General features: G+C 40.7%; 15 protein-coding genes and 2 pseudogenes. 9 read left to right on the forward strand and 8 right to left on the reverse strand.

The window, feature by feature from the left end; translation table 11 throughout:
- Window positions 1-38 precede the first annotated feature (38 nt).
- Together V7L07_RS27620 and V7L07_RS27625 are read right to left on the reverse strand one after the other, a co-directional pair.
- Window positions 39-644: a DUF3038 domain-containing protein gene (locus tag V7L07_RS27620; protein ID WP_335062209.1), complete on the reverse strand. Its 606-nt coding sequence runs from the start codon at window positions 642-644 to the stop codon at window positions 39-41.
- A 756-nt stretch (window positions 645-1400) separates the two neighbouring features.
- Complete coding sequence (locus tag V7L07_RS27625) at window positions 1401-2633, reverse strand: cysteine desulfurase-like protein (protein WP_335062210.1); 1233 nt, start codon at window positions 2631-2633, stop codon at window positions 1401-1403.
- A gap of 430 nt (window positions 2634-3063) precedes the next feature.
- Between V7L07_RS27625 and V7L07_RS27630 the strand changes: the two genes are divergently transcribed.
- The gene (locus V7L07_RS27630) at window positions 3064-3285 is read left to right on the forward strand and encodes a DUF4327 family protein (protein ID WP_334776625.1); all 222 of its coding nucleotides are present in this window, start codon (window positions 3064-3066) and stop codon (window positions 3283-3285) included.
- Between the two features lie 177 nt (window positions 3286-3462).
- Here the strand turns inward: V7L07_RS27630 and V7L07_RS27635 are convergent, their stop codons facing one another.
- Complete coding sequence (locus V7L07_RS27635; protein ID WP_335062211.1) at window positions 3463-3729, reverse strand: hypothetical protein; 267 nt, start codon at window positions 3727-3729, stop codon at window positions 3463-3465.
- A 281-nt stretch (window positions 3730-4010) separates the two neighbouring features.
- Here V7L07_RS27635 and V7L07_RS27640 point away from each other — a divergent pair, with 281 nt between their 5' ends.
- Complete coding sequence (locus V7L07_RS27640; protein WP_335062213.1) at window positions 4011-5630, forward strand: tetratricopeptide repeat protein; 1620 nt, start codon at window positions 4011-4013, stop codon at window positions 5628-5630.
- 426 nt (window positions 5631-6056) lie between these two features.
- Here V7L07_RS27640 and leuS read toward each other — a convergent pair whose 3' ends face one another.
- From leuS to V7L07_RS27660, 4 genes and pseudogenes are all read right to left on the reverse strand, one after another.
- Window positions 6057-8702 (reverse strand): leucine--tRNA ligase, encoded by a 2646-nt coding sequence (gene leuS / locus V7L07_RS27645; RefSeq protein WP_335062214.1) that lies wholly within the window; start codon window positions 8700-8702, stop codon window positions 6057-6059.
- A 232-nt stretch (window positions 8703-8934) separates the two neighbouring features.
- Window positions 8935-9159: a hypothetical protein gene (locus tag V7L07_RS27650; RefSeq protein ID WP_335062216.1), complete on the reverse strand. Its 225-nt coding sequence runs from the start codon at window positions 9157-9159 to the stop codon at window positions 8935-8937.
- A 161-nt stretch (window positions 9160-9320) separates the two neighbouring features.
- A pseudogene (locus V7L07_RS27655) lies at window positions 9321-10139 on the reverse strand (protein kinase domain-containing protein); the annotation flags it as partial.
- 168 nt (window positions 10140-10307) lie between these two features.
- A pseudogene (locus V7L07_RS27660) lies at window positions 10308-10472 on the reverse strand (NINE protein); the annotation flags it as partial.
- Between the two features lie 701 nt (window positions 10473-11173).
- Here V7L07_RS27660 and acsF point away from each other — a divergent pair.
- Window positions 11174-12250: a magnesium-protoporphyrin IX monomethyl ester (oxidative) cyclase gene (acsF, locus tag V7L07_RS27665; protein WP_335062218.1), complete on the forward strand. Its 1077-nt coding sequence runs from the start codon at window positions 11174-11176 to the stop codon at window positions 12248-12250.
- Between the two features lie 284 nt (window positions 12251-12534).
- On the opposite strand, the gene csaB is transcribed toward acsF, so the two are convergent.
- Window positions 12535-13581: a polysaccharide pyruvyl transferase CsaB gene (gene csaB, locus V7L07_RS27670; protein ID WP_335062219.1), complete on the reverse strand. Its 1047-nt coding sequence runs from the start codon at window positions 13579-13581 to the stop codon at window positions 12535-12537.
- A gap of 351 nt (window positions 13582-13932) precedes the next feature.
- Here csaB and V7L07_RS27675 point away from each other — a divergent pair, with 351 nt between their 5' ends.
- The 6 genes from V7L07_RS27675 to V7L07_RS27700 all read left to right on the forward strand — a co-directional run bounded on the left by V7L07_RS27675 (window position 13933) and on the right by V7L07_RS27700 (window position 23275).
- Window positions 13933-14268 (forward strand): DUF2499 domain-containing protein, encoded by a 336-nt coding sequence (locus V7L07_RS27675; RefSeq protein ID WP_334763798.1) that lies wholly within the window; start codon window positions 13933-13935, stop codon window positions 14266-14268.
- On the forward strand, window positions 14265-14558 hold the full coding sequence (locus V7L07_RS27680) for a DUF3593 domain-containing protein (protein WP_334776618.1): 294 nt from the start codon (window positions 14265-14267) through the stop codon (window positions 14556-14558). The genes V7L07_RS27675 and V7L07_RS27680 overlap by 4 nt, the downstream gene beginning before the upstream one ends.
- A 34-nt stretch (window positions 14559-14592) precedes the next feature.
- Window positions 14593-15366 carry a 1-(5-phosphoribosyl)-5-[(5-phosphoribosylamino)methylideneamino]imidazole-4-carboxamide isomerase gene (hisA, locus tag V7L07_RS27685; RefSeq protein WP_335062221.1) on the forward strand — a complete coding sequence of 258 codons (774 nt, stop codon included), beginning with the start codon at window positions 14593-14595 and terminating at the stop codon, window positions 15364-15366.
- A gap of 112 nt (window positions 15367-15478) precedes the next feature.
- Window positions 15479-20887 (forward strand): trifunctional serine/threonine-protein kinase/ATP-binding protein/sensor histidine kinase, encoded by a 5409-nt coding sequence (locus V7L07_RS27690; protein ID WP_335062223.1) that lies wholly within the window; start codon window positions 15479-15481, stop codon window positions 20885-20887.
- A gap of 206 nt (window positions 20888-21093) precedes the next feature.
- Window positions 21094-22161: a leucine-rich repeat domain-containing protein gene (locus V7L07_RS27695; protein ID WP_335062225.1), complete on the forward strand. Its 1068-nt coding sequence runs from the start codon at window positions 21094-21096 to the stop codon at window positions 22159-22161.
- Window positions 22162-22396: 235 nt separating this feature from the next.
- Window positions 22397-23275: a peptidoglycan recognition protein family protein gene (locus V7L07_RS27700; protein ID WP_292852289.1), complete on the forward strand. Its 879-nt coding sequence runs from the start codon at window positions 22397-22399 to the stop codon at window positions 23273-23275.
- Window positions 23276-23371: the final 96 nt, after the last annotated feature.

Raw genomic sequence — 23371 nt, forward strand, 5'->3', positions numbered from 1 at the left:
ACAAATCGCAAGTAAATTTTGGTTGAGAAATTTCAAATCTAAAATTTTGTTGAACGGTCTATAAGTACTAGCCAGAGACGGCGATGCCCACCAGCAGCACTGTAAAAAAGTAAATCTACAAGCAGTTTTAGAGCCAGGTTGGTTAGTAAATCCGTTGAGATTTTCTCGTCCTCTTCCATCCGCTCTTGGTAGGTGTTGCAAAAAGCATCAATATAGTCTCCAAGTAAAGCAGCCTGGTGAGGTTCCCGGTTATTTTCTGCCATTTGTTCTAACAGACCGACAGCGCGGCGAATCAATTCCTGGTGCTGTTTGGCTAGATAGCAGATGATCAAAACAAGCGATCGCGCTTCTTCGACATCTAGCTTTTTCCGCCCTCCTTGACCTTTACGTAGGGGATTTGATTGGCGCAGTCGCCATAAAGCTACGCGGTCGGGCACTCTTGACTCTAAATTCAGATCGGTTGCCGCCGAAAGCATAGCCTCTGAACCAATTCCAGTTAAGGTTTCTAGCGCCAACAGCACCAAGTCTAATTGGGTTTTAATATTGTCCCATTGGACTGTGTTTGGGGCTGGAAGCTTGATTAAATCCTCCCACTGGGAATTTGGAGTGGCTGAGTTGGCGGCCGAGTGCATAACTTTTAGCATAGGTGATCAAGCTGATAGGGGATGTTGCTGTTACCCATTTTGAAACCAGACTCTTCAGAATCAAGCTTGGTTTCCCATAGCTAAGAGCCAAAGGCTTCAGCTAGCTTTTTATGTGGTAAACAGTAGGTATCTTTGTCCTACTCTAGATGAAAATTTATTTTGGACAAAGTAGAAAATTATCAATTCTAGTTAAGGTTTACTTGACTTTTGCTGCTAGCTCCGTACAAGAGTTTTAATAAACTATTGTTTTGAATGCTAACCGCTAATTATCACTAAGTAATTATTTAGAATACCTCCTATATTTATTTGCGGTTTTAAATTTTGAAATTTCTTGATATTTATTACTTGGTCTTTATGTATACATAATTACTATACAAATCTTTTGCCTGTTTGCTAAAGGCACTTCTGACTGCTGGATATTATCTCACACCAGGAGCAATGCTCTAACAGTGAGGTCGGGAAGCAGGGGAGGCAGGGGAGGCAGGGGGAGAGAAAGAAATAAGTGTATTTAGGACTATTTAGGTCGTAAAAAGACTAAAATTTTCTCCTCACTTCCCCTGCTCGCCCAGCAATCAGAAAGCTCTTTTCACGATGATCTCACTTTTTCGCGTTGCTCCCCGCTCCAACAGGGCTTGGTAAACTGACAAATATTTTTTCCACGTCACTGATTCTCGATGAAATTAAAAAACTAAAACTACCCTCCCACAAAGGTTTCAGCTTCAGCTTTAGCATTGCCCAAAAATGGAGAAAGTGGAGCTAAAATGTCTGATCAAAAGCCTCAATCAAGCTGTTAACTTCCTCAATGGTGTTGTAATGCACCATACTCACCCGCACTATTCCACCTTGGGATGCTAACCCCAGGTATTCAATGAGCCGTTTAGCATAAAAGTCTCCATAGCGAATTCCTATATAGTGTTGGTCAATTTTTGCTGGAATGATTGAGCTATTGATTCCATCTACCACAAAAGATATAGTTGGCACACGGGTTTGACGGTCAGCCTTTGATTGACCAATCACTCGCACATTAGCCTTGCTGTTGAGATAATTTAGGAGGCGATCGCTAATATGTTCTTCATGTATGCTAATTAAATCAAATGCTTGCACCATTTGATTTCTCAAATCTGGTGCTGTTTCATTCCCATAGTGTAATTGTGCTAACTCACTTAAATAATCACATAAACCTAACATTCCATAACTTAATTCAAAATTGACATTCCCTAACTGAAATTTATAAGGTATATCTGTCTGCTCAATAAAATAATGGTTAAGACCAGGCAATCTTAATAAATGTTCTTCTTTACCGTAAAGTAAGGCATGATGTGGCCCATAGACTTTATAACAACTCAAAGTATAAAAATCAACATCTAAATCTTGGACATCAACTAATCTATGGGGTGCATAAGCTACACCATCCACACAAATCATGGCATTGCGATCGTGTACAAATGCAGCAATTTCTTTGATCGGGTTGATGGTTCCCAGAACATTAGAAGCATGAGTCAAGGATACCAATTTGGTGCTATGACTCATCAATGGTTCTAAATCTGCTAAATGAAGTTCCAAAGTATCTGGACGAACTTGCCACACTTTAACCTTAATTCCTTGTTTTTCAAGAGCGACCCAAGCACCAATATTGGCCTCGTGGTCACAATTAGTCACAATCACTTCATCGCCAGGTGTAAAGGTTTGACCCAGACAAATTGAGAGAATTTTCAACATCATTGTAGTAGATGGGCCCATGACCACTTCTTTAGAAGAATTGGCATTAATGAAAGTAGTCATTCCCCTAGTTGCTTGAGCCAATCGTTCTCCTGCAAGTTGAGAAACCCCATAAGAAGCTCCCAACTGAACATCAGAACTCAAGAGAAATTCGCTAATTCTATCTACTACCTTTTTCAGGGTTTGTGACCCGCCAGCATTATCAAAAAAAGTCCATTCACCAGCTAAAGCGGGAAAATATTGACGAACTTTATCAAGATTCAGGAGCATAGTATAAGTAATCTAGAGAATGTTCTTTACCCTAGCTTACTTTTGGCAAGTCGCCCAGAGAGCATCTACCCCGGATTTCTCACCACATATTTCAAAGCCTTTGCTTGAGCAGGGGAGTAAGGAGTAATGAGTAAGGAGTATTTACTTATTACTCCTTACTCATTACTTATTACTCTCTCCCCCTCTGCATTTTAAACTTGTGAGAAATGCGGGCTACATCCCCTTTTGGAGTTTACAGCTTGTTACTCTGTAATCATCTATCTAGGGGAGTATACAAAGAGTCTCTTACTGACACACGTACATTTCCAACAAGGATTAATGTCTTGATTCTTCACAATTCTCGCCAATTTTATTTGATAAGTTTAAGGGATAGTCAAAGCAAGTATTGTTTTGATTCTTAATTCCTTGATTGAAAACAAAGGAACAACCTATGAATACTACTGTTAAATACGACATCGAGGTTATCAAGGAAGAAGCACTTAAACTGGTTAAAAAGGGACTTCTTAACCGTCAACACCCGATTTATACCATCTGTAAATATATTCCTCATCGTGACTGGGTGAATTTTGAACTTGAGTTAGAAAAAAACGAATTTTTACTCAGAGATAGAATTATCGACCTACTGAATCACGAATTGTGGGAAGATGATTGAGGCTGCATTGAAAAGCTGAATTCTATTAGCAGCATTCTAATAAATCAAAATTACAAATTAGTTTTTCAGGATTAAAAACCCTCGAATTAAATCGGAGGTTATCAATAAACAAGTCTGAAAATAAGCAATAAATCTTAATGAATAGCTTACATGCCTGAAAAGAGGAGAGAATCACCGCTAGCGTAGCAATGATTCTCTGTTAAAGCCTACTGGCGTGGCAAAGCTAAAATGGTGCAAAAAAATGTAGTGATCCATACTAGGAAGCGGTCTATTATGACCAAGGTTGTCACGGTCTACTACTTCTTCTAAGATACAAGGTTGGGTGGAACGAATGCGAACAGCGTCCCGTAGAGAAGTGACACCCAACATCAACCCTCGATATTTCCGAACCCCTTTTACAGTGACATGTACTAAGTAAAATGCTAATTGTGATATAGGACTCATATTTGATTTTTGAACAAAACTCAGTACACCTTTATTCCTTCTTCCCAGTCCCCAGTCCCTTACCTCTACGAGTGATTCAGAAATCAAAGACGCTCGATAGCGCAGCGTTAGCGACGCAGGAGCGTCTGACTCGCTATCGGATTGCTATATGTTAATTTAAATTAAGAATGATTGCAAAATAGTAAACAATTTTTGGGAATATCGCCCAAGCTAATTAAAAGGTTTACGCCGAATGGATATTTTAATAGAATAATCTCATTAAAAGATTCGCAGAAACATCAATGGACTGGATTACACTACTGCGATCGCTACAGTCTGATTTTATTAAAAGGTTAGCATCTGGTTGTCTGCTTCATTGTGAAACAGAAGGTCAATATAGTGAATTGACTGTAATCTCTGGAGAAAGGTTAAAGGCACTACGGGAATTTTGCTGGCAGATGGCTGAAAAATATAAACGTGTTTTACCAGTCCGCGATGTTTTTATTAGCTATCTCAAAGGGAAGTTGGGTGAGGAAGTTGTCAAAGAACGTTTAGCTGATTTTATTACCGAAGTCGATTATGAAAAGCGATTCGGCGGCGATGGCAATATAGATTTTACCTTGACTTCTGACCCATCTATTGGTATCGAGGTTAAATCTCGTCACGGTCAAATTGACAGAGTAAGATGGTCAATTAGTTCTGAAGAAGTTGAGAAAAATGCAGTTGTAGTTTGCATTTTGATTCAAGAGGATGTAAGTGAAGCACAATCTGAATATCACCTTTTTTTAGCCGGCTTTCTCCCAACCCGAATGATTAAGTTGAAGACTGGTAAAATTTCTTTTGGGATAGAACAATTACTATATGGTGGTGGTTTATGGTGCTATCTAGAACAATTACAATCTTCTAGAAATAATTCTTCTAGACAACAACCACCAATTTATAAATATCTGCCGAAACAAGAAATTTTATCTAAGCCAACTATAAATCAGGTGGTCAAATCTTATTTGAAACCTGAATATAGTGGTGAAGATTTAAATCTAGTTTACGTAAAACTAGGTGATGAATATTTTGAAAAAGGAGAATATACCAATGCAATTACCAACTACAATCAAGCTTTAAAAGTTAATCATGGGGATATGAGTATATATTATAAACGAGGTTTAGCTCACTATCAAATAGGAGATTATGAAACTGCGATCGCAGATTATTCTCAGGCAATTCAGATGAATCTTCATGATGCTAAATCTTATAATAAACGAGGTTTAGCCTTGTATCAACTAGGGAGATTAGAAGAAGCAATTAATGATTATACCCAAGCAATCAGAATTAATCCTAATGTTGCCGTAGCCTATAAAAACCGTGCTGAAGCTCGTTCTCATGCAGGAGATAATCAAGGAGCAATTGAGGATTATACCCAGGCTATTAAAATTAACCCCGATTATGCTAATGCTTATAAAAACCGTGGAATTGCTCGTTATTTATTAGGCTCTCAACCGGGATTTCCCCAAGCAATCAAGATTAATCCTCAAGATGCCATAGCTTATAAAAAACGTGGTAATGCTCGTTCCGATTTAGGAGATTTTGAGGGAGCAATTGAAGATTATACTCAAGCAATACAGATTAATTCTAATTATGCCGATGCTTATTACAACCGCGGTAATGCTCATTCAGATTTAGGAGATTTTGAGCGCGCAATTGAAGATTATACTCAGGCGATACAGATTAATTCCAACTATGCTGATGCCTATTATAATCGGGGTAATATTCGTTTAGAAATCGCAGATAAACAGGGAGCAATCGAAGATTTTCAAAAAGCGGCAGATATCTATCGTAAAGAAGGGAAGCTAGAAGCACTCAAAGATACACGAGAAAAAATATTAGATTTAGAAATAGAAGAATCATTAGATATTTTAAACTTCTAAACGATAGCCTAAGTGTCACATCTTTATTACTTACCTCGGTGATTAGAAATTGCGGCTACATAGACAAAACCTGCGGAAACCAGGTTAAAAACCCTTAATTTTGTATTAGTCCACGGAGATGGACTTTGTTTGTATAGCGAATGGCACTAAGTTAAGACACAGCCCTTGTCCTAACTGGTTCCCAGCCTCCAGGCTGGGAACGAGGCTACACAAGCTTTCGAGCTTTTCTTAGTGCCATTCGTTTGTATAGCCGTGATTTATAATCGCCAGGTATATTTGTGTCAAAGCGAAATGCTCCCATTCCTCCCTTTTTCTTAGCAAAATATACGATTACCTATGAGGTTGCCTAAAACAAGGGGCTTAAGCCCCTTGTCTCACCAAGTCTGATTTTGTACAGTTTCACAAATAATTTTGACAAACATCCTCTTAGCTGACTACAAAATTCACCAACTTTCCAGGCACCACAATCACCTTTTTAATCTCTTTACCTTCGATGTAACGTTGGGCAATTTCTGATTCACGGGCGTATTTCTCCAACGCGGCTTTATCTGCTTGTGCTGGTACTTGAATCGAGCCGCGAGTTTTACCCATAACTTGAATCACTAAAGTGATTTCATCAGCTACCAAAGCATCAGGGTCAAATGATGGCCAAGTTTGAGTATGAACTGAATTACTTTCACCCAATAAATGCCATAATTCATCAGCAATATGTGGTGCAAATGGTGCTAGTAAAACCACTAAAGTCTGAATACCTTCTGCGTAAATTGGCGAATTTTTGCCGTCAGCATCAGTTAGGGCATTACTTAACTTCATCAATTCGGAAATAGCTGTATTGAATTGATATTCGTCTTCCACATCTTCTGTCACCGCTTGAATAGCTGTGTGAATCGCCCGCCGCAATTCTTTTTCTGCTTTAGTTAAATCAGATTGGGCTTTTTTACGGGATACCCCAGCCGCAATATAATCTGTCACCAAACGCCAAACCCGATTTAAAAAGCGGAATTGTCCTTCTACATCGGCTTCATCCCATTCCAGGTCTTTTTCTGGTGGCGCTTTGAACAAAATGAACATCCGCGCTGTATCTACACCATATTTGGAAATTACATCTTCTGGCGCTACACCGTTGCCCTTTGATTTTGACATGGTGGCATAGAGACGTTGCAACGGTTCACCTGTCTGGGGGTCGCGCGGGTCAGCAGAATTTACCAGATTAGAAGGAATCCATTTATCTTTACCACCCTTATTAGGATTTAGATAAGTTAAACCCTGCACCATACCTTGAGTTAACAGGCGTTGGAAGGGTTCGTCAAAGTTCAGTAACCCTCTGTCCCGTAGTACTTTAGTAAAGAACCGCGAATACAACAAATGCAAAATCGCGTGTTCAATCCCACCCACGTACTGATCAACTGGCATCCAGTCATTAATTTTACTGGAATCGAAAACCTGTTGTTCATTTTTAGCATCAGGAAAGCGCAAGAAATACCACGAAGAATCAATAAAAACGTCCATCGTGTCAGCTTCTCGTTTAGCTGGTGTGCCACAAGTTGGACAAGGTACATTTACCCAGCTTTCCAACTGAGCCAAAGGTGAACCACCACGTCCAGTAAATTCCACCTCTTCCGGCAACTGTACTGGTAAATCTTTGTCGGGTACTGGAACTATCCCACAGTTGGGACAGTGAATTACAGGTATCGGTGCGCCCCAATAACGCTGCCGCGAAATCAACCAATCCCGCAAGCGATATTGCACCCGCACTTTCCCAAAACCTTGTTGTTGGGCATATTCAATTATTGCTTGTTTCGCATCTGTGGAAGTCAAACCAGTAAAAGCCCCAGAATTAATTAAAATTCCTGGTTCAGTGTATGCCTGGTTATATTCAATTTGGATGAGTTGTGTGACTTCATCAACCTCTGATGTGGGAGTTAAGTCAAAACCTGCAACATCATCTGGGGAAACGATGACAAAATCAACTGGCAAATTGTGATTTTTGGCAAACTTAAAATCCCGGACATCGTGCGCTGGTACACCCATCACTGCTCCAGTACCATACTCATACAGTACATAGTCAGCAATCCAAATCGGCACTTCTTCCCCTGTAAATGGGTTAATTGCCTTACCACCTGTGGGGATACCCCGCTTTGGTTTGTCTTCAGCGGTACGTTCTAACTCACTTTGATGGGAAACCTCTTTAATAAAGGCTTCTACCGCTGTTTGTTGTTCTTTTGTCGTGACGCGCTTGGTTAAGGGATGTTCTGGTGCTAACACCAGGTAGCTGACACCATAAACGGTATCTGGACGTGTGGTGTACACGGCGATTTTTTCATCTATCCCAATGATGGGAAATTCTAAGTAAGCGCCTGTAGATTTGCCAATCCAGTTTGCCTGCATCGACTTGACGCGTTCTGGCCAACCTGTCAATTTATGCAAGTCATTGAGCAATTCTTCGGCGTAGTCGGTAATCTTGAAAAACCACTGGCGTAATAATTTTCGCTCAACTATTGCCCCACTGCGCCAAGAACGTCCTTCGTTATCGACTTGCTCATTTGCCAGTACAGTTTGGTCAATGGGGTCCCAATTTACAGCTGCTTCTTTTTGGTAAGCTAACCCCGCTTGCAAAAACTGCAAGAAAATCCATTGTGTCCACTTGTAATAATCTGGCGAACAGGTAGCAAGTTCGCATTCCCAATCAATGGATAAACCAAGACGCTGTAATTGTTGCCGCATCTGGGCAATATTTTGATAAGTCCACCTTGCTGGTGGTACGCCACGGTCAATGGCTGCGTTTTCTGCTGGCAAGCCAAAGGCATCCCAACCCATTGGGTGTATTACCCGATACCCTTGCATTCGCTTGAGGCGGGCAATCACATCGGTAATCGTATAATTACGGACGTGACCCATGTGTAGGCTGCCCGATGGGTAAGGGAACATGGAAAGAGCGTAGAATTTTGGCTTGTTGCTAGCTGTCGGTGTTTTATCTAAGCCAAGTTCTACCCATATTTTTTGCCATTTTTCCTCAATTGCTGCTGGGTTATATCGGGAATCAACAGAATCACGTATTTCCAATGGTTTCATGCCTGTTACACTTTACCTCTACTAATTTTCTAGTATTTGACTATACTAGTACATTTGAACCACTATACTGAGGGAATTATTTGTCTAGTAATTTTCTAATTTAATTTACAAAATTAATTTACTATTTCTTTCTACCCTCTATTTCTATCTATCTTAATATCTATCCCTAAAGTTCTTAGACTAATAGTCCAACAACTTTAGGGATATGGAAATTGACATACTCACTGACCTTCTAGGTTGGGGAAACACTTGGCAGTTCACAGTAACTTGCAACTGTTGCAGTCTTACAGTAAATCCCTACCCGTTTAAAGTCGTGGCGATGCCCCATCCCGATCATTTCTATGTTTTTGGAAACGTTCTCATCTCTAGCTTGAAAGTGCTGAGTGCCGTTAGCGGTAGCGGGGCGTTTAGCTCGTGCTGAGTAAAAATACCAGTCCCCAGTTATTCTTTCATTCAAGGCTATGAAACTTGTTTCATCGGGAATGACTTAAAAGAGTCATTTACTATTTGTCCCTCTTGTCTCCCTTGTCCCTCTTTCATGCAAGGGTTTACAGTGTGGGTAAAAGTAGCGGTAAGTATTGTGTGGTAATGTAAAAAAATAATTTTGCATTAAATTTAAGAGTGTTGATTTAAGTCTTTAAGAACTTCATCTACTGTTTGATAACGTCGAATGGGAATGCTTTCTAGCATCTTGTTAAGAATGCGACTCAACTTATTACTAACAGGATTTTTTAAGTATTGCGTCCAAATCCAAGTATCGTTATTAACATCATAAGAATCGAATGGCGATCGCCCAGTTAATAAATTAATGCAAGTAGCACCTAAACTGTAAATATCGCTGGCAAAAACAGCCCTACCTCTCATTTGTTCAGGTGCCACATATTCAGGACTACCAATACTTGTACCAGTTCTATTTAAGGCGGTGTTAGTGGCAGATTTAGCAGCACCAAAATCTACTAATACTAATTTACGTTGGGTTTCGCTTTTAGGTAAAATAATATTTTCTGGCTTGATATCGCGGTGAATTACTTTTCTGGCGTGACAAAATTGTAATACTGGTAATAAATCATTTAGTAATTGCCAGATTTGCGTTTCACTAAAAGTACCTCTATCTGCTAACTCTTGAGCTAAATTTTGCCCATCGATAAATTCTTGTACAAGATACTGCTCGTTTTCTTGGGTAAAATATGCCAGTAGTTCAGGAATTTGGGGATGTTTGCCTAATAAATCTAACTGCACCGCTTCTTGATTAAATAATTCTATGGCTTTTGCAAGAGTACCAGTACCTTGAGCTTGAGGATAAAATTGTTTAATTACGCATAATGGTTTTGAAGGTTTATCTTCATCTACAGCTAAGAAGGTTTTACCAAAACCACCTTGCCCTATTTGTTTAATCGCACGATAACGTTCTTTGAGGAGTAAGTTATCACCCTTGCTTTTTGCCGCTTCGATGAGTTCAATCATGAGTTTGTTGCTTGTTGGTTCCTGGACTTGAGAGGCAACCACTGCTTGATTTAACGGTACACCCAAGGGAGATACACCTACTTTTAGTCTCAGCTTATTTTCGTATTCGTCAACCATCTCAGGGATGATGAACAAATCCAAAAGCTGTCCTATACCAAACACACCACCAGTCAACAGCCAGAACAAACCACTTACGATCTTGCCATTGTAAAAACGGTGCAGTCCTCCTAATCCGAAAAAGACGGCTGCACACAAGATGTAAGAAACAAGAAGTCGGCTTTTACGCTGATTGTTTTCAAGATTCATCTTGTTTTCAACCCTTTGGATTTGCTCTTGTTGTCTAAGATTGTTTTCTTATACTGTTTTTTATACTAAATATAGATAGCTAAACTTACATCTTGCATCAGTTATTTTCTAGTAATTTTTGTAGGTGGTTACTATCTAACCTACTAACCTATAGTCACTGAAAAAAGTGTAACATATTACTAGAATATTTAAATGTTCTCAGTAATTATATTAACTATGAATTGTTAATAAATTAACGATCGCTAACGTATTGATCGATCAAACCCCATAAATTTATTGTAGTAATAACCACGGTAAATTACTGAGTTTATAGTTTTTTAGATACAAAAAGTGCATGTTGCTTTACTGGCTCGAAACAATGGCGATCGCTAAAACTACCTTTGCTTAACTATCAATCTGCGATTATTGATCCCTCAAACATTGAATTATTGTTGCAACTCTTAATGTTTTGCTTATAAGTTTCTAACCCGCACCTTGGTAGACTGAACTTTATACAATTGGATTATTATGGGCTGTTACGGTTTGCCAGAGCAATTACCCTTGGCTTTCTGGTAAGGCAGTCCGGTCTTCTCCCAAAGTGGAGAGGCTAGCGCCAAAGGGGTTTCCCCCATGAGGAACTACCGTTAGCGTAGCGGTAGAGACGCAGGAGCGTCACCCAAAAGGTCTACTTAAGATAATAAAGACGAAAGAGCAATCAAGACATGGTAGATTCCCTCAAAAAACCAGGCTTTGAAGAAATCCGGCCAGGGATTAAAGTCCCGGCAAAAGAAACCCTGCTAACACCTCGGTTTTATACTACCGATTTTGATGAAATGGCACGGATGGACATCTCCGTCAACGAAGACGAGTTACAAGCCATTCTCGAAGAGTTCCGCACTGACTACAACCGCCACCACTTTGTTCGCGATGCCGAGTTTGAACAATCCTGGGATCATATTGACGGGGAAACTCGCAAGTTGTTCGTTGAATTTCTAGAACGTTCTTGTACGGCAGAGTTTTCCGGCTTTTTGCTGTATAAAGAACTTGGTCGTCGCTTGAAGGGCAAAAGCCCGGTTTTGGCAGAGTGTTTTAACCTGATGTCACGGGATGAAGCACGTCACGCTGGCTTTTTAAACAAAGCTTTATCGGACTTTAATCTATCCCTAGATTTAGGGTTTTTGACTAAGAGCCGCAGTTATACTTTCTTCAAACCGAAATTCATCTTCTACGCCACTTATCTTTCTGAGAAAATTGGTTATTGGCGCTACATTACCATTTATCGCCATTTAGAAACACATCCCGAAGACCGGGTTTATCCAATCTTCCGGTTCTTTGAAAACTGGTGTCAAGATGAAAACCGTCACGGTGATTTTTTTGATGCGATCATGAAATCTCAGCCGCAAATGTTGAATGATTGGAAAGCACGGCTGTGGAGTCGGTTCTTCCTATTGTCGGTGTTTGCGACCATGTATCTCAATGACATCCAACGCAAGGACTTTTATGCCACCCTTGGACTGGATGCAAGAGAATACGATATCCATGTAATTCAGAAGACCAACGAGAATGCAGGTAGGGTGTTCCCGCTGATGCTGGATGTAGAGAATCCAGAGTTTTATGAGCGCTTGGACATTTGTATAAGCAATAATGAGAAGTTGGGTGCGATCGCTAATTCCAACACTCCCAAATTCCTGCAATTCTTCCAAAAACTACCCCTTTACATTTCCAATGGTTGGCAGTTATTGCGGCTGTACCTAATGAAACCAATTGATACTATTTCTTATCAAGGAGCAGTTCGTTAACTTATAACAGGTTTGCGAAAGCTTTAGTGGTTCTGCTGATTGCAGAACCACTTTTTTGTTTAAGATGGCACTCGACTTTATCCAATTACGTGGCATAAAGAGCTTAGGAGGGTCACCAAACAGGGAGTAGGGAAGACGGCATTGGTCGTAGCTCTGAACCCCGATCAATGCTATCGTCTTGAAAGCCGGGGCTTGTATCGAAAGCGTTGCGTCTCGTAGAGAAGAAGGTTGTAGGTGTTGCGTCTTTTTCCCCTACTCCCTACTCCCGCCCCAACGGGGCTTGGTCAAAGAAAAGCTTGGCTCAATAATTCACGGTGCATTAATGCCCTATCTACTAAAGATTTTATTTGCTCTGATGATAACGGCTCACCATTAGCATAATGCTCCATCCAAGCTAGACTAATAAAATTAGGGTCATCTGGTAAACTGGCTAAATCCCACCCAGGCATTTCCAAATCTTCCATGAGACGATTTATTTTGGGGTCATAACTAAGAGCAAAGCAACGACAACCTTCGGCTGCTGCCATAATTAAGCTGTGCAGACGCATCCCAATTGCCATCTCGACACCGCGAAATACACCTTTCAAAAGTTGCGGATCTTCTAGACATAAAATCTGGCTGACATCTTTAAGATGTGGTTGAATGGCTTCGGCAATACTTAAATCTTCACTTTTTTGAAATGGCAGTAATAAAATAAAAGCCTGTGTGGCTTTTTGAAAGTCAACCAAAGCGCGAGTTAAATTTGCTAAACGTGTTTCTGTAAGTTGGGGATGCGATCGCAACGTTACCGCAACTCTCGGCGCAGGTAAATCCCAAAGTCCTGGTACTGGTTGCGATTCCAATGCCCAAACTGGGTCAGGAGCTATAATACAAGGAATTTGCCAATCAGATAATAAAGCCGCACTGGCGCGATCGCGGACACTAATTTTGGTACAATTAGTAAAGTTCTGCCGTGCCAGCCAACGAGTTTGCGGACGCACTAACGGGCCGATACCCTGCGCCCAAGCAACAGTTTTCAAACCCATTTTTTGCGCCAATGCCATCAGTCCCCCATAATAAAATGGGCTGATGGTACTAGTAACATCTTGAATGAGACTCCCGCCGCCCCAAATCAAGGCATCACAAGAGCGTAAAGCTTGCAAGACAGGTAAAACAGCCATGCGATCGTAGGTTTCTACATTGTAGCGATCGCGGGTTTCTTCTGGATTTCCCGAAAGCACCACAGGCGTTACATGAGATGGTAACATTTGCAAAAGCGTTGCCAATAAAGCTTCGTCACCACCATTCCCTTTACCGTAATACCCAGACAATAATGCCCGTATCTTGACCATTTTAGATTTTAAATTTTGGATTTTAGATTAATAGCTTTTTTATACAGAATATCTGTAGTTTATAGTCAACTTAACGCGAAACGGGCGGTTAGAAACCGCGTCTACACAAACAAAACCCACCTGCGTGGGTTTCAAAACCTTGATTTAACCTTAGTCCGCGGAGGCGGACAATGCCAGTGTAGCCGCGAATTCCTATTCGCCAGGGCTTAATGCCCCTACACATCGCGATATAATGTTGTACTGCATCTGAATGGGAACTGCTATATACAGATAATAGACTCATTCACAAGGTCTATTTTCAAAGTTCGTAACAGAGGAAGATAGAAACAACTCCCAACTCCTAACTTTTTTATGCACGTCCTATCGATTCCTACCTGGATTATTCATATTTCTAGCGTTATTGAGTGGATTGTCGCCATTTGGTTAATCTGGACTTATGGCGAACTGACTAATAACCGCAATTGGTGGGGATTATCTCTTGCCATGTTACCAGCTTTAGTTAGCGCTATGTGTGCCTGTACCTGGCATTATTTCGACAACGCCGAATCGCTGGAATGGATGGTAACGCTTCAAGCTACCATGACTTTAGTTGGTAATTTTACGCTTTGGGCAGCGGCGTATTTGATTTGGCGTTCTACCAAATCTGCTAACACTGTTGAACCAAAACCTATTAAATCAGAGCAATGATTTCTAAAGAAACCCTGTTTGCACTTTCACTATTTCCCTATTTGGGTTTCTTGTGGTTTATCAGCCGCAGTCCGCAAATGCCACGTTTAGCGCTGTATGGATTTTATGGCACTCTCGTCTTTGTTGCCATCACCATCCCCGCAGGAATTTATGCCCAATTGCATTATGGTGAGTCTTTGGCCAATGTAGATTGGTTGCATGGCGGTGCAGAACTATTTTTGACCCTTTCTAATATCTTGCTGGTGCTAGGTTTTGGGCAAGCTGTAAGGCAATTAAAAATAAAAAACTAGTGTTTGATTGCATTGAGTTATAAGGAAAAGGTAAATGGACGTAATTCCAGCGATTGATTTACTAGAAGGTCACTGTGTACGACTGTATCAGGGAGACTACGATCGCTCGCAAGTGTTTAGCGAAAATCCTGCTGATGTTGCCAAACAGTGGGTAGATGAAGGTGCTACCAGACTACATATAGTTGATTTAGATGGCGCTAAAGCAGGTAAAGTAGTAAACTTGAGGGCAATTGAAGCGATCGCTCATGCGGTGTCAGTGCCAATTGAAATTGGTGGAGGATTGCGCGATCGCACCAGTGTGCAACAAGTATTCAATCTAGGCATACAGTGGGCAATTCTCGGCACTATCGCCGTAGAACAACCCCAACTAGTGCAAGAACTCTGTCAAGAATTTCCCGAACAGATTATTATTGGTATTGATGCTCGTAACGGACGCGTAGCAACTCGCGGTTGGTTAGAAACCTCAGAAGTTTTAGCAACTCAATTGGCTGTACAAATGCAAGAATTGGGTGCAGCCGCCATAATTTACACAGATATTCACCGAGACGGTACACTCACAGGCCCGAATTTAGAAGCTTTGCGAGAACTTGCAGCAGCAATTTCCATCCCGATAATTGCCTCTGGTGGAGTCAGTTCTCTCACCGATTTGTTGAGTTTGTTGGCATTAGAACCCCAAGGCGTAAGTGGTGTGATTGTCGGACGTGCCTTGTATACTGGGGATATTTTACTCAAAGAAGCATTACGAGCGATCGGCCCTGGACGGATTCAGGATATTCCACCGAATCTAGGTTTTTCTAGCTTTGCTTGACGATGCCAATTTTAGATTTTAGGCAGTGGGTGCGTCAAGCATTAGCGCAATAAATCAAGTTTGGTAATGTTTTTGGGAACCCTAAATACTGAGGTCTCAAAAATTAAGCCCTATGGTCAGTATTCCCGGCTATCAAGTTAGCAAAGAACTATACAACGGTTCTCGAACCTTAGTTTATCGCGCTAATCGAGAGACTGATCACAAATCTGTGGTGATTAAGCTGATGAAAACTGCTTATCCCAGCTTCAGCGAATTGCTACACTTTCGCAACCAGTTTACCATCGCCAAAAATCTGAATCTACCTGGAATCATCCAAACCTATAGCCTAGAAACGTATCAGAATGGCTATGCATTGGTTATGGAAGACTTTGGCGGAGTCTCCTTGAAGGAATGGCGAGTAGGGGGAAGGGTAGAATCTCTGATGGAGTTTTTACAAATTGCGATCACTCTGTGTGATACCTTAGATATTCTAATTCGTAATCGGATCATTCATAAAGATATTAAACCCGGCAATATTTTAATTAATCCAGAAACTAAAGAAGTTAAGTTAATTGACTTTAGTATTGCATCTCTGCTACCACGGGAAACTCAAATCTTGATGAGTCCTAATGTGTTAGAAGGAACATTGGGTTATTTGTCTCCAGAGCAAACTGGAAGAATGAATCGGGGGATTGACTACCGGACTGATTTCTATTCTTTAGGTGTAACTTTTTACGAATTACTATCAGGGCAATTACCATTTCAATCGCACGATCCAATGGAATTGGTACATTGTCATATTGCCAAACTTCCGCCACTTTTAGGGGAGAGGAGAGAGGGGACAGGGAATAGGGAAGAGATTCCGCAAGTGTTGTCAGACATTGTGATGAAACTGATGGCAAAAAATGCTGAAGACCGCTATCAGAGTGCATTCGGACTGAAATATGATTTAGAAAATTGTTTGGCTCAACTCAAGGAGACGGGGAAAATTGTAAGTTTCCCAATTGCTCAACGGGATGTGTGCGATCGCTTTATTATCCCAGAAAAACTCTATGGTCGTGAACATGAAGTTGAAATTCTGCTAAAAGCCTTTGACCGCGTTACCAACAATCAGACAGAATTAATGCTAGTAGCTGGTTTTTCTGGTATTGGTAAAACGGCAATTGTTAACGAGGTTCACAAACCCATTGTCCAGCAACGGGGCTACTTTATCAAAGGCAAATTTGACCAATTTAATCGGAATATTCCCTTTTCCGCTTTTGTGCAAGCATTTCGAGACTTAATGGGGCAATTGCTAAGTGAAAGTGATGCTCATTTGTCAACTTGGAAAAATAAAATTTTACAAGTGCTGGGCGATCAAGGGCAAGTCATTCTTGAGGTAATTCCCGAACTAGAACAAATTATTGGTAAACAACCGCCTGCAACGGAACTTTCAGCAAGCGCAGCACAGAATCGGTTTAATTTATTATTACAAAGATTTATTCAAGTATTTACTACCAAAGAACATCCCCTAGTCATTTTTTTGGATGACATGCAGTGGGCAGATTCAGCATCGATGAAGTTAATCCAGGTATTAATGAATGACTCAAAGTCAGGATATTTATTATTAATTGGAGCTTATCGTGATAATGAAGTTTCTGCTGCTCATCCATTGATGTTAACATTAGATGAAATTGCCAAAACTCATGCTATCATTAATAAAATTACATTAGCCCCATTGAGTGAAGCAAGTTTAAATCAGCTAATTGCTGATACCTTAAATTGCTCGCTAGAAACTACACAAATATTAACACAATTAGTATATCAGAAAACTAAAGGCAATCCATTTTTTAGTACACAATTTTTCAAATCACTGCATCAAGATCGGTTAATTAAATTTGATTTAAATAGCGGAAGCTGGCAGTTTAATATAACCCAGTTGAAGGCTTTAACCCTGACAGATGATGTGATTAATTTTATGGTGTTACAGTTGCGAAAATTGCCAGAATCAACGCAGGATGTTTTGAAATTAGCAGCTTGTATTGGAAATCAATTTGATTTAGCAACATTGGCAATTGTTTCTGAAAAATCTGAAACCGAAACAGCAACATATCTCTGGAAAGCATTACAAGAGGGATTAATCTTACCCCAAAGTGAAGTTTACAAATTCTATGTCGGGCGGGAAACACAGGACTTAGTAGAAAATTCCCTAACTGTAAACTATAAATTTTTACACGATCGCGTTCAACAAGCGGCTTATGCTTTAATCCCAGATGCAGACAAACAATCTATCCATCTGCAAATTGGTCAACTGCTATTAAGCAAAATATCCATTAAAAAGCAAGAAGAGAGAATTTTTGAGATTGTTAATCAGTTGAATATTGGTGTAAAGCTAATCACTCGACAGTCCGATCGAGATCAATTAGCGCAGTTAAATTTGCTAGCTGGGCAAAAAGCTAAACTATCAACAGCTTATGCTAATACAATAGAATATATCAGTTGTGGTATTCAGCTATTGAGAACAGATAGCTGGCAACAACAGTATTCACTTACATTAGCCCTGCATGAAGAAGCTGCTTCGGCAGCCTACCTTATGGGTCAATTTGACCAGGTAGAAGAGTTTGTCAAGCAAGTTCAACAACATGCTAAAGTCTTACTAGATCGGGTTAAATCGATTGAAATCCAAATCCAATCTTATTTAGCCCAGAGTCGTTTTGAGGATTCGATTCAGACTGCGATCGCACTGTTAAATCTCTTAGGTGTTAAACTATCTCCTCAAGTAAATCAAACGCAAACATTACTTAGTTTAGCCCAAACCAAGTTACGATTTTTAGGTAAATCTCCTTTAAATTTGATTGATTTACCTAACATGACAGGGGACAAACAACTAGCAGCAATCCGAATTTTAGCTAGTACGAATTCAACAGCTTATATTGCTCGTCCAGATTTACTGCCACCAATAATTTTGAGCGAAGTCAATTTATCGATGCAGTATGGCAATGCGGCAGCATCGGCCTTTGGCTATGCTTGGTATGGATTGATTGAGTGTGGCATTCTGGGAAATATTGAGACAGGTTATAAATTTGGTCAATTAGCATTACAAGTTCTCGAAAAATTCCATAGTAAGGAATTAAAAGCGAGAACCTTCTTTATTGTTCAAACATTTATTAATCACTGGCATCAAGCACTTAAAGACACAATTGCACCGTTAACTGAAGCCTATCAAGTGGGGTTAGAAACAGGAGATATTGAATATGCTGCTTGGGCTAGCTATAGCTGTAGTTTTCATGGATACTTAATGGGGCAGGAATTAGCCGAGTTAGAAAAACAGATGGGTGATTATGCTGAGGTTTACAACAATTTTAGACAAGAAAAACCTCAGATATATATTAATTCATTTCGTCAAGCCATCTTAAATTTGTTGGGACAGTCTACTAATCCCAGCTACTTATCAGGTGCCGTTTATGATGCCCAAACTATTCGTCCATTACAACAACAAGCAGGCGATCGCACTGGATTAAGCTTTAGCTATGCCAATGAACTCATACTTTGCTACCTGTTTGAAAATTATACCGGAGCATCTGAGGCAGCAATTAATGCCATAACCTATTTAGATGGGGTAACATCGGCGGCAATTGTACCAATAGTTTATTTTTATGAGGCGCTAACCCAACTGAATCTCTACCCTACAGCAAAGGCGACTGAGCAAAAACAGATTCTTAAAAAAGTAATATCTCATCAGAAAAAACTGAAAAAATGGGCGCATCATGCCCCGATGAATCATCAACATAAATTTTACTTAGTCGAGGCAGAACGGCATCGGATTTTGCTGCAAAATAACAAAGCAATGGAATTGTACGATCGCGCCATAACTCTAGCTAAAGAAAACAAATACGTCCAAGAAGAAGCCTTAAGTAATGAATTAGCTGCTAAGTTTTACCTCGACTGGGGCAAAGAAAAAATCGCTCAAGTTTACATGCAGGAAGCTTATTATTGCTATGCCCGTTGGGGTGCTAAAGCCAAAACCGAGAACTTAGAAAAATGCTATCCTCAATTCCTTTTTCCCGTCTTGCAAGGGCAACTAAATCGCTTGCAACTGAGTTCAACCATCGATACATCATCATTCATAAATAAAACCATTCACACAAATATTTCTAGCAGCAGTATTTCTGAAACCCTCGATTTGTCCACCATCTTTAAAGCCTCACAAGCTCTTTCCAGTGAAATTCAATTAGAGCAAGTACTCACTACTCTCTTGCAAGTGATCATGGAAAATGCTGGGGCACAAAAAGCGATTCTGCTTGTACTCCAACAAGATAACTTAATGGTTGAAGCTGTAGCTACTATTGATCAAGGAGTTACCCTACTATCTGTGCCATTGTCAAGCAAAGAAGGCATTCCGATTACATTAGTAAACTTTGTCAAACACAGCTTAAAAACTGTTGTGCTGGATGATGCAACAGCACAAACTGATTTTATTGCCGATCCATATTTCATGCAGCAACAACCTAAGAGTGTCTTGTGTACGCCGATATTAAACCAGGGTAAAATCATCGGGCTGTTATATCTAGAAAATCTGCTAACAATTGGTGTATTTACTCGCGATCGCACCGAAGTTATCCAACTGCTATGCGCCCAAGCCGCCATCTCTCTAGAAAATGCCCGTCTTTATCAAGAATCCCAGAATTATTCCCATCAACTAGAGCGATCGCTACAAGAACTTGAGCGCACCCAATTACAAATGGTGCAAAATGAAAAAATGGCAACCTTGGGCAATTTAGTTGCTGGAGTGGCACATGAAATCAATAATCCGATTGGATTTCTCGAAGGTAGCCTCAACAATGCCGAAGACTATACTCAAGACTTACTCACCCATATCCAATTATTTAAAGAACATCATCCCACTCCAGCGATCGCAGTTATTGAGCATAGCGAAAAAATTGACCTAGAATTCTTGATTGAAGACTTGCCAAAGCTAGTAAGTTCGATGAAGGTGGCTTCAGAACGGATTAAAGATATTAGTACCAGTCTGCGTACCTTCTCCAGAGCCGATACAGCCGAAAAAGTTGCTTGTAATCTCCATGAAGGCATTGAGAGTACTCTGTTAATTTTGAAGTATCGCCTCAAAGCGAATGAAAAACGTCCTGCGATCGAAGTTGTCACCGAATACGGTAATTTACCACCCGTCAAGTGCTTTTTAGGACAGCTAAATCAAGTATTCATGAATATTATTGCCAATGCCATTGATGCCTTAGATACATCCATTGAGGGACATTCTTATGCCCAAGTCCGAGATGAATATCAGCAAATACTCATTCACACCGAAGTATCCACTGACCAAAGCACAGTAACAATTCGCATCAAAGATAACGGTCAGGGGATGCCAGAGGAGATTAGAGCGCAGATATTTAACCACCTGTTTACAACTAAAGAGGTTGGTAAAGGAACGGGATTAGGATTAGCGATCGCTCGTCAAATCGTCGAGGAAATCCATAATGGACAGTTGAGTTGCAATTCTGTGCTTGGTGAAGGAACAGAATTTGTCATAGAGATTCCAGTGTAAATCCAATACTGTTCGGTTAAGACAAGAGATGCGATGAATCGCCGTCTCTACAATAATCAATCTTTTGTAGAGACGGCGATTTATCGCGTCTTTATACTAGACATCTCTGTTCTACGCAGATAGAACACATTAATCTAGCCTCACTCCCCATAACCTGCAATACACTATTCTGGTAAATATCGCTACAGAATTGCTGAGGTTTGCAGATGACAAACGAAGAACTGTTGCAAATTATAGAAAAAGCTGCCAGAGAAAAGGCAACGATGCTATCCCTCTATAACAAGAGACTCAGCAGCCTGCCGCCAGAAATCTGCCAACTTTCCAACTTGACAGCGCTAGCCCTTAATCACAATCAACTCAGCAGCCTACCGCCAGAAGTCTGCCAACTCTCCAACTTGATAGCGCTAGACCTCAATAACAATCAACTCAGCAGCCTGCCGCCAGAAATTAGCCAACTTTCCAACTTGAGATGGCTATCCCTCTATAACAAGAGACTCAGCAGCCTGCCGTCAGAAATCAGCCAACTTTCCAACTTGACTGAGCTATACCTCGATAACAATCAACTCAGCAGTCTGCCGCCAGAATTCAGTCAACTCTCTAACTTGACAACGCTAGCCCTCAATCACAATCAACTCAGCAACCTGCCGCCAGAATTTAGCCAACTCTCCAACTTGACAACGCTAGCCCTTAATCACAATCAACTCAGCAACCTGCCGCCAGAATTTAGCCAACTCTCCAAATTGACTGAGCTATTCCTCGATAACAATCAACTCAGTAGCCTGCTGTCAGAATTCAGCCAACTCTCTAACTTGACAATGCTAGTCCTGAATCACAATCAACTCAGTAGCCTGCCACCAAAAATTAGCCAACTCTCTAACTTGACTGAGCTACACCTCTCTAACAATCAACTCAGCAGTCTACCGCCAGAAATCAGCCAACTCTCCAACTTGCTTGAGCTAGACCTCTCTGACAATCAACTTAGCAGTCTGCCACCAGAAATCAGCCAACTCTCCAACTTAACTGAGCTATACATCGATAACAATCAACTCAGTAGTCTGCCACCAGAAATCAGCCAACTCTCCAACTTAACTGAGCTATACCTCGATAACAATCAACTCAGGAGTCTGCCGCCAGAAATCAGCCAACTCTCCAAATTGACTGAGCTATTCCTCGATAACAATCCACAATTAAGCTCGCCGCCACCTGAAATTGTTGAGCAGGGAACGGAGGCAATTTTGACCTATCTCCGAGCCAGGTTAGAAGGTAAACAATAATATCTTCCTAAGCTGCTAGTACTTGGTGAAGGAGGTGTAGGTAAAACATCCTTATTAAATGGTTCGTAACAGCACTATTGCAGGGATTATAAAGGTATATTTAACTAGAATTAAGGTATTATAGCGATACTGTTTGGATACCATAAGCGGTAGGGGTTTACAGAAATGTGCCTCTACAAGGGACACGCGAGTTGAGCTATAAATTAATATCTACCGTTTTACGGGTATTAGAAAAATGAGGTTTAAAGACTGGGCGACTAGGGTGCTACTAATCTCGCTGATGTTCATGGCTTTAGTTGTAGTGCTGATAATTGGACGAGCGACAAAATTACACAATAATCCGACAACATCCCATATATCCAATCCACCGGTTATGGCTTTCAGTCAATATCCGCAGGTGCAATTCCAATCAGCGAAAGAACCAGAGAAGAAATCTCAACGTGTTCTCAAGTCCCCAGTCAAGATTAACAAGCCTGTAGCAAGGTATGTAACCACTCAAGCTTTTGCACGCTACAGACCTAGTTATCAAGTTGCTTCCGTTGACCCCAGTAACTATGGAGAACGTTACACCAAAGATGTGAACGGCGTTCCTCTCCACAACCAACCAATTATCGTCCTTCATGAAACTGGTTATTCTGCTTCCAGTGCGATTAATTTCTTTCAAGTAGCCCATAACGATGAAGGTGTGCAAGCAAGTTACCACGCTTTAGTCAAGTTAGATGGAACAGTGGTTTATCTAGTACCACCAGAAAAACGGGCTTTTGGTGCAGCTCACTCTGTCTTTGAGACTCCAGAGGGAGTGGAAACTGTGCAGACTAATCCGACTTTGCCGGCATCAGTGAATAATTTTGCTTATCACGTTTCTTTAGAAACACCTCCAGATAGTTATGACAGTAGCAGCCAACAAACCCATAGCGGTTACACAGAAGCTCAATATCATTCTCTTGCTTGGTTAATTGCTCAAAGTCAAGTTCCAGACCATCGCATTACTACCCACCGTTTAGTAGACCGTTCTGGTAAAAAAGTTGACCCAATAAATTTTGATGGAAATAAATTTCTGAACTTACTTAATACTTATCGTCAGGTTAGACCTATTTATCGAGTCAGCCAATAATTCAACGTGAGTTCGATGAACCTCTCCCTCCCAACCTCCCTCTCCGAAACGGAAAGGGAGGAGCAACGAAAAATTAAGCTTTTTGCTCCCCTCTCC

Source organism: Nostoc sp., assembly GCF_036916985.1.
Lineage (GTDB): Bacteria > Cyanobacteriota > Cyanobacteriia > Cyanobacteriales > Nostocaceae > Nostoc.

What these genes read in the sequence shown, in the direction of transcription:
- V7L07_RS27620 (WP_335062209.1), bottom strand. Translation starts at nt 644, where the DNA reads ATGCTAAAAGTTATGCACTCGGCCGCCAACTCAGCCACTCCAAATTCC.
- V7L07_RS27625 (WP_335062210.1), bottom strand. Translation starts at nt 2,633, where the DNA reads ATGCTCCTGAATCTTGATAAAGTTCGTCAATATTTTCCCGCTTTAGCT.
- V7L07_RS27630 (WP_334776625.1), top strand. Translation starts at nt 3,064, where the DNA reads ATGAATACTACTGTTAAATACGACATCGAGGTTATCAAGGAAGAAGCA.
- V7L07_RS27635 (WP_335062211.1), bottom strand. Translation starts at nt 3,729, where the DNA reads ATGAGTCCTATATCACAATTAGCATTTTACTTAGTACATGTCACTGTA.
- V7L07_RS27640 (WP_335062213.1), top strand. Translation starts at nt 4,011, where the DNA reads ATGGACTGGATTACACTACTGCGATCGCTACAGTCTGATTTTATTAAA.
- leuS (WP_335062214.1), bottom strand. Translation starts at nt 8,702, where the DNA reads ATGAAACCATTGGAAATACGTGATTCTGTTGATTCCCGATATAACCCA.
- acsF (WP_335062218.1), top strand. Translation starts at nt 11,174, where the DNA reads ATGGTAGATTCCCTCAAAAAACCAGGCTTTGAAGAAATCCGGCCAGGG.
- csaB (WP_335062219.1), bottom strand. Translation starts at nt 13,581, where the DNA reads ATGGTCAAGATACGGGCATTATTGTCTGGGTATTACGGTAAAGGGAAT.
- V7L07_RS27675 (WP_334763798.1), top strand. Translation starts at nt 13,933, where the DNA reads ATGCACGTCCTATCGATTCCTACCTGGATTATTCATATTTCTAGCGTT.
- V7L07_RS27680 (WP_334776618.1), top strand. Translation starts at nt 14,265, where the DNA reads ATGATTTCTAAAGAAACCCTGTTTGCACTTTCACTATTTCCCTATTTG.
- hisA (WP_335062221.1), top strand. Translation starts at nt 14,593, where the DNA reads ATGGACGTAATTCCAGCGATTGATTTACTAGAAGGTCACTGTGTACGA.
- V7L07_RS27690 (WP_335062223.1), top strand. Translation starts at nt 15,479, where the DNA reads ATGGTCAGTATTCCCGGCTATCAAGTTAGCAAAGAACTATACAACGGT.
- V7L07_RS27695 (WP_335062225.1), top strand. Translation starts at nt 21,094, where the DNA reads ATGACAAACGAAGAACTGTTGCAAATTATAGAAAAAGCTGCCAGAGAA.
- V7L07_RS27700 (WP_292852289.1), top strand. Translation starts at nt 22,397, where the DNA reads ATGAGGTTTAAAGACTGGGCGACTAGGGTGCTACTAATCTCGCTGATG.